At 49.6% G+C, this 12,445-nt stretch carries 12 protein-coding genes; 3 read left to right on the top strand and 9 right to left on the bottom strand.

Annotated features, from left to right (window positions below; translation table 11 throughout):
- Positions 1-817: 817 nt before the first annotated feature.
- The 4 genes from PEL01S_RS28735 to PEL01S_RS34655 all read right to left on the bottom strand — a co-directional run bounded on the left by PEL01S_RS28735 (position 818) and on the right by PEL01S_RS34655 (position 4,534).
- Positions 818-2,593 carry a helix-turn-helix transcriptional regulator gene (locus PEL01S_RS28735; RefSeq protein WP_127462695.1) on the bottom strand — a complete coding sequence of 592 codons (1,776 nt, stop codon included), beginning with the start codon at positions 2,591-2,593 and terminating at the stop codon, positions 818-820.
- 54 nt (positions 2,594-2,647) lie between these two features.
- A complete protein-coding gene (locus PEL01S_RS28730) occupies positions 2,648-3,223 on the bottom strand; it encodes a sensor domain-containing protein (protein ID WP_127462694.1) in 576 nt (191 codons plus the stop codon).
- A 152-nt stretch (positions 3,224-3,375) separates the two neighbouring features.
- Positions 3,376-4,017 carry an erythromycin esterase family protein gene (locus tag PEL01S_RS35435; RefSeq protein WP_239551378.1) on the bottom strand — a complete coding sequence of 214 codons (642 nt, stop codon included), beginning with the start codon at positions 4,015-4,017 and terminating at the stop codon, positions 3,376-3,378.
- A 340-nt stretch (positions 4,018-4,357) separates the two neighbouring features.
- The gene (locus PEL01S_RS34655; RefSeq protein WP_157261614.1) at positions 4,358-4,534 is read right to left on the bottom strand and encodes a hypothetical protein; all 177 of its coding nucleotides are present in this window, start codon (positions 4,532-4,534) and stop codon (positions 4,358-4,360) included.
- Between the two features lie 284 nt (positions 4,535-4,818).
- On the opposite strand from PEL01S_RS34655, the gene PEL01S_RS28720 reads away from it, so the two are divergent.
- Positions 4,819-6,174 carry an erythromycin esterase family protein gene (locus PEL01S_RS28720; protein WP_127462692.1) on the top strand — a complete coding sequence of 452 codons (1,356 nt, stop codon included), beginning with the start codon at positions 4,819-4,821 and terminating at the stop codon, positions 6,172-6,174.
- A gap of 33 nt (positions 6,175-6,207) precedes the next feature.
- The gene (locus PEL01S_RS28715; RefSeq protein WP_127462691.1) at positions 6,208-7,359 is read left to right on the top strand and encodes a serine hydrolase domain-containing protein; all 1,152 of its coding nucleotides are present in this window, start codon (positions 6,208-6,210) and stop codon (positions 7,357-7,359) included.
- 172 nt (positions 7,360-7,531) lie between these two features.
- Here the strand turns inward: PEL01S_RS28715 and PEL01S_RS28710 are convergent, their stop codons facing one another.
- On the bottom strand, positions 7,532-8,365 hold the full coding sequence (locus PEL01S_RS28710; protein ID WP_127462690.1) for a TrmH family RNA methyltransferase: 834 nt from the start codon (positions 8,363-8,365) through the stop codon (positions 7,532-7,534).
- Positions 8,366-8,382: 17 nt separating this feature from the next.
- Positions 8,383-9,042, bottom strand: a complete 660-nt coding sequence (locus tag PEL01S_RS28705) for a potassium channel family protein (RefSeq protein ID WP_063185556.1) — start codon at positions 9,040-9,042, stop codon at positions 8,383-8,385.
- Positions 9,043-9,198: 156 nt separating this feature from the next.
- Between PEL01S_RS28705 and sspI the strand changes: the two genes are divergently transcribed.
- Entirely contained in the window at positions 9,199-9,402 is a 204-nt protein-coding gene (gene sspI, locus PEL01S_RS28700) for a small acid-soluble spore protein SspI (protein ID WP_063185554.1), read from the top strand.
- Positions 9,403-9,456: 54 nt separating this feature from the next.
- On the opposite strand, the gene PEL01S_RS28695 is transcribed toward sspI, so the two are convergent.
- From PEL01S_RS28695 to PEL01S_RS28685, 3 genes are read right to left on the bottom strand one after another with little or no spacing between them, the layout of a single operon-like run.
- A complete protein-coding gene (locus tag PEL01S_RS28695; RefSeq protein WP_127462689.1) occupies positions 9,457-10,569 on the bottom strand; it encodes a Gfo/Idh/MocA family protein in 1,113 nt (370 codons plus the stop codon).
- 3 nt (positions 10,570-10,572) lie between these two features.
- Entirely contained in the window at positions 10,573-11,253 is a 681-nt protein-coding gene (locus tag PEL01S_RS28690; RefSeq protein WP_127462688.1) for a ThuA domain-containing protein, read from the bottom strand.
- Between the two features lie 17 nt (positions 11,254-11,270).
- Entirely contained in the window at positions 11,271-12,425 is a 1,155-nt protein-coding gene (locus PEL01S_RS28685; RefSeq protein ID WP_127462687.1) for a Gfo/Idh/MocA family protein, read from the bottom strand.
- Between the last annotated feature and the right edge of the window lie 20 nt (positions 12,426-12,445).

The following is a 12,445-nucleotide window of genomic DNA, read 5'->3' as shown; positions in this document are numbered from 1 at the left end:
AAAGCTCAATTCGTTTACTAGCTTAATTGAATCTCATATGAGATTCGCACGTTACTCGTTGTTCAGTTTTCAAAGAGCAAGTTTGTCTTACTCAACGTTGCTGCCGAAGCAGCGAGTAATAATATATCATGTTAACCATTTGAAAGTCAATAGCTTTTTTTTCTTCCAATCCGTCTCGAAAGTACGAATCAATCGAAGCAGATCATCCGTTTATTTGCTAGACTTACGACCGCCTCTCAACGGCCGGAAGAACAATATATCATGTTAATCGATAATGAGCAACAAACAATTTTTTCCTTTTGGGTAGTCTTCTTATTCAAGTAATCTTGTCATATGGTTTGAGCAAATCTGATAAAAGGAAAACCCTTTACATAAAAATGTTAAAAGGGTTCCCCTCACCAGGCTTACATGACTAAGTTTATATTTCATTTTCGTGCCTGAATGTGAGTTATATGATCATTTGAGACATAAACAGCCCATTTTAGGCTGTTTTTTTAACATCAATGTGAGACTGTTTATAATATCCGATTGGACAAACCTTATATTTTTATAAGATAACCTTAGACAAACATCATTTTCTTAGTTTCTTGATCACGACTTCCATTTGGGCAGGCATAGGTGTTAGGGGAGAACAGCAGCATAAACCAAGGGAAGTGGAGCGGTGTTCATATGCTCGGCGCCGTCTTATGCCTTAAAAAACAGTGGATGCAATTCCTTGTCTGGAATTAAAGAACAAGAAATTGCAAATATTAATAACGTTCGCCGCGTACAGATCGACATAGGAATCAGGTTCGGCAGTGGCAGTTATCATCCGGGTTTATGCGATGATTCCAAGTTCCAAAGCTTTCATAACAGCTTCTTCCTTGTTGCTGACGCCAAGCTTAGTATTAACTGAGCTGGCGTAGTTTCTGACCGTGCCGACCGACAAATACAATTTGGACGCTATCGTCTTGTACCGGTGACCTTTGGCGACAAGCTGCAATATTTCGATTTCTCTGGGTGTCAAATCATAGGTATCGGCCGTATTCGATCGCGGTAATGCGCTGCTCTCATCAAGCTTTTCAAATATTTTGCGGGACATTCCCTGTTCGATCAACGTGTCTCCACGGTGAATAATCCGTATCTTATTAGCTAACTCAAGCGGCTCCGTCGTTTTCAGCAGGAAACCGTCCGCGCCGTTGCGCAGTAAATCCCGCGCTTGCTCGCCATCCTGAAACGTGGTGAAAATCAATACCCGGATATGAGGCCACTGCTCCTTGATGATCGTGGTTGCTTCCGCTCCACCCTTGCGCGGCATATCCAAATCCATGAGCACCACGTGAGGCTGAAGACGTCCGCATAAGTCGACAGCTTGCTCGCCGTCCTCAGCCAAGCCGACTATGACCAAATCCGGGAATTTGTCCAGCAGCGTCCGCAAACTTTCTCGAATAAACGGTTGGTCATCGACAATCAGCAAGCGTATCTCCTCTTCCAACGTCTCCGCTTGTCGGGGCAAAGTACAAGTGACCCGTGTCCCGTCCCCCGGTTTCGTAAAAACGGATACTTGGCCCTGCAAATTCATCGCTCGTTCCTTCATCGCGTTAATGCCGAACCCCTCGCGCCACTCTTCCATCCCTCGCCCGTTGTCCTGCACCTCAAGCCTCGTAAATTGCTGTTCGAATTGTAGTGAAACGGTCATTTCCGTCGCCTCGCCGTGACGAACGGCATTTGTAAGCGACTCTTGCATACAGCGAGTCAAGGCCATTTTCGCTTGCCGTGACAACATATACTCCTCTCCCAACACTCGGAAAATGACATTGACCTGGGCATGCTCCTGAAATTCATCTCCAAGCAGTTGCAGAGACTGAATCAGCGAATCCTCTGCTGATCCCATTTGATGCAAATAGCCCCTCACTTCCTCGATGCTTTTGCGGCCCAGTTCAAGCAAGGAATCTAGTCTTTGTATGCCTGTTTCGGTAACAAGCTCGGCACGCAATGTCTCCATTCCCATGATGATGGAAGTATACGCATGCCCAACCGTATCGTGGAGCTCCCGCGACAGCCTATTTCGTTCTTCCGTCAGCGTAATGCGCTCGATCTGGGACATATATTGCTCGAGCACCGCGTTTTGCTTACGAATCGTTTCATTTTGCCGATGATTGACGATCAATAAATGAAAGGCGAAGCCCATCACATAAGCAAGCCCATAATAACTGATCGTAATAAAGTAATCGTTGCTTTGCGCTACCGTATAGAACAAGGCGGGGAAAATAAGGATCGTGGCCGGAGCCGTCCAACGATAAGATCGGTGGGCGCTATTCGCCGCGATGAGAAACGCAGAGACAAGAAATGAGACGAAAGCAACAGGGAACAATGAAGTTAAATAGATGCACAGTCCGCCATAGATCAGCATTTCCGTGAACAGGTAGTATTTATAACTGAACTGCAAGCAAAGCCAAGGAATGGAGAAGGCAGCGATTCCCCAGAAAACAACGATCCAAAGCGGTAGTGTCAAACCTTCCTGAACACTGATCATCGTGATGATGAGCGTAGTGCTGTTTATAAAGCGGGTCGCCAACATAATCCAGTCATACCATATCCACTGTTTAACCATGTCCAACAATTCGTTTCAACCCCTGTATCCAACGTCTGATATTTTTCATAGCTATCATTTTAACTGTCGAATCATGATACGAGTATAACCTCCGATCGATTTCACCAAGCGATCGGCTAGCTTGAAGCTGATCAAAGCAAATGCGGCTCCGACCGCCATCACAATGAGCGATTTTGCCAAAGTATCTACACGCATGATAATAACATTCATATCAATGTAACGATACAGCAGTGGAGTCAGGAGTAACATAAAAGGAGCTACATAGAGCGCTGCGGCACTGACGAGGCTGATAAGCCCAATCACTAATTTCTGCATCAACCAATAGACGGCGACCCAATTGCGACGATCCGTCAGCTCGGATTTGGCTTGAGTCCACACCGATCCTTCCGTTGTCGCTTTCTTGTCGTATGGGGCAATCGTAACATCGGTATAAATTTTTGTTTGCGTTCGCTCAAATTGAATAAACGTTGCAGTTGTTCGTAAAACATGAGTGACTAAAGGAATGCCAATGACTGTAAAAGAAAGGCTTAAACTAAACGATAGAGCAACCAGATAGAAGCAAAAGTAAAACAGACCTGTAGCAAAAGTCAATAATAAAAAATAACCATTTTGGATGAAACCTGTCATAATGTTCTTCATAGGTTCATCGCTCCTCTCCAGTAATACCCGCATCGTACAGCTTCCTGTGTCATTTGCGCCAGTGTAAAAATGTCATGTGATACTTTCCAAAGAGAGGATTATCCCAGTCCTGGATTGTAAAATGATAAGTTATTTGGATTCAGTCAACGAAATGGATTCAAGCCCAACTTGAGAATAGGAAGCACGAATGGTCCGATTAGCTGATAGGCGTTCTCAGACAGGTTGATCCTCATTAGTTCATCTGCGATGCCGTCACATTCTGAATATGGACGACAATATCGAACACTTGTTCCAAGGCTATGTTGACGTGTGAAGATCGATGGCATATTGCGAGAACTCGACTTGGCCGAATGCGTAGTTAAAGCTTTCCGGGTGGTTCGCATTAACTGGAAACGGAACGATGGTTTTGCCATTTCGTCTTCCGCTTGATATTGGCCTGTAGTGACTGAAGTTCCGATCGATACGTATTTAGGGCCGTAATGCTTTGCCAGATGTTGTCCCGCGATCTCGTCATATACTTGCGGGAGCAGATTTGTTTTCGCGGTGTGGCCGTTGCGCGCCCAGACGATCGACTTCCCAAATTTCTCCTCCGTCCATCTGGCATTTTCGTACATCGCAATATCATACTGATTGTAAAAGTCTTTAGGCTTCTCCGGTAAGTATCCCATCATTTTGGTAAACTGTTCGATGACGGCAGCATACTGTTCGATCCAGGTGAATTCTGGGGATTCCCCGTTCAATTGTATTCTGTTCGAGCAACCTACGAATTTCTTCGGTGTCTTCATGATATTTGTTTTTCATTTCTTCCGAAAGATTCATGTAAATGTACGCATCCTTCGTTCGGGGATAAGGTCTTTAAACTTATCGTTCAAAAGTGGCACAAGTTCCGGTTTATGCAGTTGCACATACTCTATGATGGATTCATAGACATTTTCGCTAATCGTTTTCACATGCCTATGATACGCACACTTTTTGATCATTGTCTGGATTGTTATTATAGACCCGAATCCATTCAATCAGATCGGTCATTTCTTTCGTATTAAATATAAGGTAACCCCACTGCTCCGGACGACAGCGCATGCCTTGCCGCGAACGGTTCCCAGCGTGACGACCTCTGCGGGACGGCTAGCTGCGAATCACCGCAAGCAAATGTCGGATAGAACCGTCCGAGACCGAATCCGACACGCCCGCCTTCACCTGCTTCGAACACATCTCCCACGCTGCCGCATCAACGATGACGGCAACAAACGTCTCCCGCCAACCCAACTCTAGCAGCCGCTTCAGAACGAGGGTCAAATCCATGCTAGCGCCTGCAGCGGGTTATCGCCGGTATCCGACAAAATGACCGATCTCGCCGCCTCCTCTGCCGCCGCTTGTAACGCATCATCCAAGGAATAAGCTTCTGTCGTGAAGCCGAATTGCTCACTTCGGTCCCAGAAAACATTGGGCGATGAGCCGTCATATGACAGTAAATACGCATCATGGTGACATAATACATCTTGGCAGTATGACAATTACTTTGCAATACTCGGGGAGACAAATCGCTTCGCAACGATTGTCAAACAATAACCCTGGGGAGGAAAAAAATGAACAAGAAATTATTAACGAGGCTGGCGCTTACTACAATATGTAGTATAAGTTTGGCCGGTTGTTCCACAGAAGAAATCCCATCAACACCACCCAGTTCGGGCAATACGCCTGCATCTAAACTTGAAACTGACATGAAGGACAACCAGACTCCATTACAGTGGCTGGAGAAGAATGCAATCAAATTAACAACAACTGAGCCTCGTGCTTCTTTGGAAGATTTACAACCACTTAAAGAGATGATAGGATCCGCTTCTATTGTTGGTTTAGGCGAAGCTTCTCATGGCATGCATGAAATCTTCACAATGAAAACCCGTATCGTACAGTATATGGTTACGGAATTGGGGTTTACAAACCTTGTCTTAGAAGAGAACTGGGGGAACGGATTGATGCTTGATCGCTATGTTCTTACAGGTGAAGGGCATCCAAGCAAAAATCTCAGCCCCACGTTTAACAATAAAGAAGAGACACAGATGTTGGAATGGATTCGTGACTACAATGCCAATCCCAAACATGTCAACAAAGTACGTGTAATCGGGATGGATCAACAAAAATTAGATGAACATGTGTTTAACAAAATTTCGGACTATATCCAACAATATCATCCGAATTTGATTTCTCAATTAAATGGCAAAATGAAAGAGCTTATTCCCGCAACAAAAGATGATCAAAGTTTTGCGGAACTGCCCAAAGATGAGAAAGAAAAGCATCTTTCCAATGCCCGGTCTATTATTGAGCTGCTAGAAAAAAATGAAGCTAATACCGGCAAGCAAAAAGAAGATTACGCATGGGCATTGCATAGCGCCCGTATTATCGAGCAATTTATTTATATGTTTGCAGCTGAAGAACAGCCGGAGTTCTTCTTAAGACATGATATTGCAATGTATGAAAATGCGAAGTGGACACAAGAGCAATGGGGGAAAACCATTGTATGGGGTCATAACGGACATATATCCAAAACCAATATTCTTCCATTCGTATATCCGGAGATGTCAGGACAACATTTGGCTAAACATTACGGCGACAAATACGTATCCATCGGGACTTCAATCAATTCAGGTTCATATAACGGTATTAATGAAAGCGGCAAATTCGGTCCTTACGGAACGGTTAAAAGCGATGACCCCAATAGTATTAACTATACCTTCGGACAAGTCAAACAAGATCAATTTTTTGTAGACTTGCGCAAAGCAAGCGGTTCGGTGAAAACTTGGTTAGATGAAACCCGTCCTCTATTTGCCGGAATAACAAAATTGGGACCTCAAGTACCTTTGTTTGTAGACGCTGCATTCGGCAAGACATTTGACATCTTTTTCTATATCAATAAGGTCACTCCATCACAAATGAATGAATAATACGACGATTCCATAATCAAAAGGAGAAACGAAATGAACAAAATTTCTATGCTCACTGTATCGACAATGATTACCGCGACTCTATTACTGCCATTACAAGGAACTGGTATTGCAAAGCAGGCGGATCCCCTCGTTACTACTTGCAGTCAAGATTCGCAGACCAAAGCCAAGCAACTTATCGATGAAGCTGCTAACCAACAAAATATACCGGGCATAATTGTAGCTTCCTTAAACAAAGGATCAAAATGGGCATATGCTTCCGGTGAAGCAAGCATTTACGGTACTGACCCGGTTAAGACGAACTTTACTTTCCGGATCGGTAGTCTAACAAAGACGTTTACTGCAATGGTCGTTCTTCAGCTTGTTGATGAACAAAAACTGAACCTGGATGACACGATAGACAAATGGCTGCCTGATGTTGTTAAGGGTACTGAATATGAAGGGGGTCATATCACGATTCGGCAACTATTAAACCAAACAAGCGGTATTCCTGACTATTCAGATCACCAGGATTTTCTCGATAAATTTCTCCCAAACCCGTTACATTCCTTTACTGCTGACGAATTAGTTCGTACTGCACTGAGCATGAAGGCAATCTCTAAGCCTGGAGAGAAATGGGTTTATTCCAATACGAATACGGTACTGGCAGGGATGATTATTAAGAAGGCTACTGGAGAAACATACGGGGAACATATTAGGAAACGTTTCATAGCTCCCCTTAAGCTAACGAGCACTTATGTACCCGACGACTACTCGTTTATTCCAGGTGAACATGCACGAGGATACTTCGTACTCGACGACGGTCAATTCATAGACAGAACCGAAATGAATCCCTCTTGGGCAAATGCTGCGGGATCTATGATTTCCACAGCGGATGATATGAATACATTCTTCCATGCTATACTTAGTGGCAAGCTATTAAAACCAGCTACTTTAGATCAGATGTTAACTGGGGTTGAATCTCCAGCAGGTGAATACGGCTTGGGGATCGCTGGAATAAAGCTGACGAATGGTATTACGATTTGGGGGCATGGCGGCAACGTTCCAGGATTCGCAACGTTCACAGGTGGAACTCGCGGCGGGGATTATGTACAAACCCTTAATATCAATGCGATGCCTTCTGATAATACGTTGCCTCTTTCCAAAAGCATTGCCGAGCAACTCATTGGCTCTTCATCACAATAAGAACACCAGCAAGCTGGCACCGGAAATTTCCTATTCCGGTGCCAGCTTGCTGCCATCTCGGCCCCGACCGTTTCCTCTGCCCGCGACGGAATGTCCGAGATAAACAGTCTCAAACTATCTTATAAACAGTCTCAATTTACGTTATAACTCACAACTTGATACATTAGTTGTCTCAGTGCCCCCGCTGCCGCATCGCCTCGAATAGGACGACGGTAGCGGCCATCGCCGCATTCAGCGATTCGGCGCGCCCCTTCATCGGGATGAGCACCTGATGCCGGGCAAGCTGCCGAACTTCCTCTGAGACGCCTTGCCCTTCGTTGCCGATCACAAACCACGTGGATTTGCGGAAATCGTGCTCGTAGCAGCTAACCGCCCCCTGCAGGCTTGTAGCGACAACCTGCACGCCGGACTCGGCCGCCCGCGGCAGCCATTCGGTCAAGTCGCCTTGGACGATTGGCAGATGGAACAGCGATCCCATCGTCGAGCGCACCGTTTTCGGGTTATACAAGTCGACGGTTCCTTTGCCGAGCAATACGCCGGAGGCGCCGACCGCATCCGCGCTGCGGATGATCGTGCCCAGATTGCCGGGGTCTTGGATGCCGTCGATGACGACAACCAGCCCATTCGGCTCGCTGGCCGCCAGCAGATCGCTTCCGCGCCACGGCAGCTTCGGCACGACTGCGAACACGGGCTGCGGCGTCTCGGTGTCCGTGCATTTAGCCAGTACGGCTTCCGTTACCGGGACGCTTTCTACTCCTTTAGTCACTGCATCTTCCAGCAGCCCGGCAATCGCTTGCTTCTTATCGGAGGCATACACCAAAACCTCCGGCACCAGGTCAACGGAACGCAGCGCCTCCTGCACAAGGTGGACGCCTTCGATCAGGAAGCGTCCCTGCTTGTCCCTCCCTTTGCGGCTGAGCAGCTCGGTCCACTGCTTTACCCGCGGATTTTGAACCGAGCTTAGGATAGCCGATTCGCTGGAAACTGTCTTTTTTTTATCGCTCATACGATTTCTGCAGCCCTCTATTCCGCAAACGTCTTTTCGAAATTTTTCAAATCTTCGTTCGTCCCAACGACGACCAGAATGTCGTTATGTTTTATGATATCTTCGGCGTGCGGAGCGATGTTCATCTTGTCCCCGGTTCGGATCGCCATCACGTTGCAGCCGTATTTGGCGCGAATATCGAGCTCTCTCAGATTGCGGCCGACCATCTGCCCGGACGCCTGAACCTCGACGATGCTGTAGTCCTCCGAAAGCTCGATGTAATCGATAATGTTGGATGAGATCAAATGATGGGCTACCCGAACGCCCATATCGCGTTCCGGATAAATAACCTTATCCGCCCCGACCTTGCAGAGCACCTTGCCGTGAAGTTCGTTCTGGGCCTTGACGATAACCTTCGGCACGCCGATTTCTTTGACAATGATCGTCGTGAGAATGCTTGCCTGAATATCTTGTCCGATTGCGACGATGACGACGTCGAAATTGCGCAATCCGAGCGCTCGCAGCGCTTCTTCATCAGTAGAATCGGCTTGAACGACGTGGGTTACAATATTGGACACTTCCTGAGTCCGCTGCTCGCTGCTGTCGATCGCCAGCACTTCAAAACCGAGATTCGATAACGTTTTGGCTATGCTGGAGCCGAAGCGTCCCATACCGATGACGGCGAATTGTTTTTTCATCCGTGCTCATCCCCCTTCTCATTTCTTTATTATATCAAGAAGCGCGGCAGTTCACCAAAGTTCGTGCCGAAGCATGAATCTTATTCAAGCGGAGCATATTAATAAAAGCGAAATCGCATCAACCAAGTGGAAAAGACAACAAAGCGAGGAACTGCCATGAACCTGAATTTGCGGCAAGCGATCATTCAGCGCATGCATGACAAAAGCAACGAAGAGCTCTTTGATGTTATTGCGGATTCGATGGATGCGGAAGAACGTGTGCTGCCGGGCCTTGGAGTGCTGTTCGAAATTATTTGGAAGCACAGCGAAGCGGATACGCAGAACCAGATGGTTGCGACGCTCAAAGAGCATTTGGCTTAAAGCAACGGCAAAAAAGCGTGCGGGGAACGGTCCCTGCGCGCTTTTCCGTTTATATTATTGCAATTCGTCGAAAATACCGCCGGCCAGCCCGGCTTTCAATGGCGCCGGACGTTCACAGCTGCTGTGCATCTCATAGTGCTTTCCATGCATAGAAGCGTCATGGAAGCCATGCATAGCCTCCAGCACGTGATAGGCTAGTTCCCCGTTGGCCCGGTTGATCCGCCCTTGTCGAATCGCCGCGGCCATATCCAGCACGCCAAGACCGCGACAGTTGTCCGTAAAGCCATGCGTAAGCGGCATATCGCCGAATTCCGTCGCGTCATAGCGGCGGACCCGCACCGGTCCTCCGAACGTGTTCGGATCGGGTACGCTAAGCGTCCCCTCGCTTCCGTAAATCTCAATCCGCGGCAGTTCCGTTCCACCGAACGCATCGAACGAGGTGATAATCGTTCCAATCGCGCCGCTGCGGAAGTCGAGTACGCCCGCAATATGGGTCGGCGTCTCCACCTGAATCGTGCGGCCGAATTTAGGCTGGCTTGTTATCGTTCGTTGCGGGTAGGAGATGCCGGCCGGGCCCGTAACCCGGCGGATCGGTCCAAGCATAGCCACGAGGGCGGTTAAATAATAAGGCCCCATATCAAACATTGGGCCTCCGCCCTTCGCATAGTAAAATTCCGGGTCAGGGTGCCAGTGCTCGTGACCCCGGCCGATCATAAACGCAGAGGCAGCTACCGGCATGCCGATCCATCCGTTTTCGATCAGCTTAATGCAGGTCTGTATGCCGCCGCCGAGAAACGTATCCGGGGCGCTGCCAACGAGCCGCCCTTTCTCTGCTGCCTTGGCCAGAATGGCCCGCCCTTCCTCCCGGGTTACGGCGAGCGGCTTCTCGACGTAGACGTGCTTCCCGGCCTCCAGCGCTTGCAGGCATACTTCGGCATGCGCGGCGGGAATCGTCAAATTGACGACGATGTCAATTGCCGGATCGGCCAGCAGCTCGGCAGGCGTGCAGGCTTTCGGGATGCCGTATTCGTCGGCGCTCGCCCGGGCTCGGGCCACGTTCAAATCGGCGCAAACCGTCACTTCAAGCTCCCGATTCGCGGTTAAATTTTGCAAATAGATACCGCTGATTTTGCCGCAGCCGACGATGCCCGCTTTTAGTTTATTCATAGGTCAACCCCTCCGGGCCGCTTCCGCCCGTCCGTCGGAAGCCCACAGCAAGCCACGCCGCATGATTTCGTTCACTTGCGGTATTTCCAGAATGCCTTTCTCATGACCGAGCGAGCAGTAGAACACCCTTCCCGCCCCCCACCATTTTGTCCAAACGACGGGCATATCGACGGCGCCATTCGGCGAATGAGGTCCAAGCGCAACCGGGAATCGCGTGATCGCCAGCACGTTGACCGCAGGATCGACGTGCATATAATACTGCTCACTCCGCACGCGGAAATCGCCGATTCCGTCCAGCAGCGGGTTGGAGTTCGGGATAAGCTTGACTTCGTAATCCACCTCGTTGTTTCCCGGATGGGCGACCCATTGTCCGCCGGTCATAAATTGCCATTCGACGTCCGTGCGGAACGCGTCGCACATCCCCCCATGGCAGCCTGCAAGACCGGTGCCGTTCTGGACGGCAGCCGAGACGTTGCGGATGAGCGCCGGATCGGCTTTCCCCATCGACCATACCGGCACGATCAGATCCAGCGTCTTCAGCTTTTCCCCATCAGCGAATGCCTCAAGGGTATCCGATATTTCCACTTCGAACTCCGCGTCAATCAACAGATCCCGGAACAGACCGGCGATTTCCTCGGGGTGATGTCCCGGCCAGCCGCCCCAGACGATCAATGCTTTTTTCATCCCTCGATGTCCCCTTTCTACACTTCCTGGATGGAAACCCAGCGGCGTTCCGCGATCGACAGATCGACCGCTTCCAGCACCTGCTGGCTTTTGACGCCGTCCCTGAAATTCGGCACCGGCTGCCGGTCCTCCCCAATCGCCTGAAGCAGCTCGACCGTCTCGTGGATGATGGTGTGCTCGTAGCCTATAGTATGGCCGGGAGGCCACCACGCTTCCGCATACGCATGAGACGGATCGGTCGCCAGCACGCGCCGGAAGCCCTGCACATCGCCTGGATCGTCTGCGAAAAAGACCTGCAGCTCGTTCATCCGCTCGAAGTCGAATTTAACACTGCCTTCGCTGCCGTTAATTTCAAAAGCATTTCGGCAGCGGCAGCCCCCTGCGATCCTCGTCGCCTCAAAGCTGCCAAGCGCCCCTCCCGCGAACCGGGCAAGGAACAAGGTCGCGTCGTCGACGGTGACGGGGCCGCAAGCTTGCCGTCCGTCCACGGGAGCGCCTGCCTCCGACTCCGGCAGCGGCCTTTCCTTGACGAACGTTTCGTTCATTCCGACGACCTCCGTCATGTCTCCGATCAGGTAATGCGCCAGGTCGATCAGATGCGCGCCCAAGTCGCCGTGAGCGCCGGAGCCGGCCACTTCCTTCCGCAGCCGCCATACGAGCGGGAACTCCGGGTCGATAAGCCAGTCCTGCATAAACCAGGCCCGGAAGTGATAAATGTGCCCCAGACGGCCTTCGTCTATCAGCTTCTTCGCTAGCCGAACCGCGGGAACGAAGCGGTAATTGAAGCCGACCATATGCTTGACGCCGGCCGCTTCCACGGCCCTGAGCATTTTACGGGATTCGGCCAATGTCAAAGCGAGCGGCTTCTCGCAGAACACATGCTTACCCGCGGCGGCGGAAGCCAGCACGATCTCCTTATGCACATGGCTCGGCGCATTAATATCGACCAGATCGATATCCTCCCGCTGCAGGAGCTCCCGCCAGTCGGTCGTGCAGCTTTCCCATCCGAATTGCTCCGCCGCTTGCGCCACAGCTTCGGCATCGCGCCCGCAGATCGTCTTCATCACAGGTTTCGGTACCTTCGGAAAAAACATCGGTACATCTCGATAAGCGTGGCTATGCGCCTTGCCCATAAATTTGTACCCGATCATCCCTACGCGGACTTGTTTCATCTTCGGTTCCCCTCCTTTGG

The organism is Paenibacillus elgii NBRC 100335 (assembly GCF_004000865.1).
GTDB lineage: Bacteria > Bacillota > Bacilli > Paenibacillales > NBRC-103111 > Paenibacillus_G > Paenibacillus_G elgii.
This window is presented reverse-complemented; position numbering and strand designations above follow the sequence as displayed.

Excerpts from the sequence above, each read along its gene's own strand:
- PEL01S_RS28735 (WP_127462695.1), bottom strand. The coding sequence starts at position 2,593 with ATGGTTAAACAGTGGATATGGTATGACTGGATTATGTTGGCGACCCGC.
- PEL01S_RS35435 (WP_239551378.1), bottom strand. The coding sequence starts at position 4,017 with ATGAAGACACCGAAGAAATTCGTAGGTTGCTCGAACAGAATACAATTG.
- PEL01S_RS34655 (WP_157261614.1), bottom strand. The coding sequence starts at position 4,534 with ATGGATTTGACCCTCGTTCTGAAGCGGCTGCTAGAGTTGGGTTGGCGG.
- PEL01S_RS28720 (WP_127462692.1), top strand. The coding sequence starts at position 4,819 with ATGAACAAGAAATTATTAACGAGGCTGGCGCTTACTACAATATGTAGT.
- PEL01S_RS28715 (WP_127462691.1), top strand. The coding sequence starts at position 6,208 with ATGAACAAAATTTCTATGCTCACTGTATCGACAATGATTACCGCGACT.
- PEL01S_RS28710 (WP_127462690.1), bottom strand. The coding sequence starts at position 8,365 with ATGAGCGATAAAAAAAAGACAGTTTCCAGCGAATCGGCTATCCTAAGC.
- PEL01S_RS28705 (WP_063185556.1), bottom strand. The coding sequence starts at position 9,042 with ATGAAAAAACAATTCGCCGTCATCGGTATGGGACGCTTCGGCTCCAGC.
- sspI (WP_063185554.1), top strand. The coding sequence starts at position 9,199 with ATGAACCTGAATTTGCGGCAAGCGATCATTCAGCGCATGCATGACAAA.
- PEL01S_RS28695 (WP_127462689.1), bottom strand. The coding sequence starts at position 10,569 with ATGAATAAACTAAAAGCGGGCATCGTCGGCTGCGGCAAAATCAGCGGT.
- PEL01S_RS28690 (WP_127462688.1), bottom strand. The coding sequence starts at position 11,253 with ATGAAAAAAGCATTGATCGTCTGGGGCGGCTGGCCGGGACATCACCCC.
- PEL01S_RS28685 (WP_127462687.1), bottom strand. The coding sequence starts at position 12,425 with ATGAAACAAGTCCGCGTAGGGATGATCGGGTACAAATTTATGGGCAAG.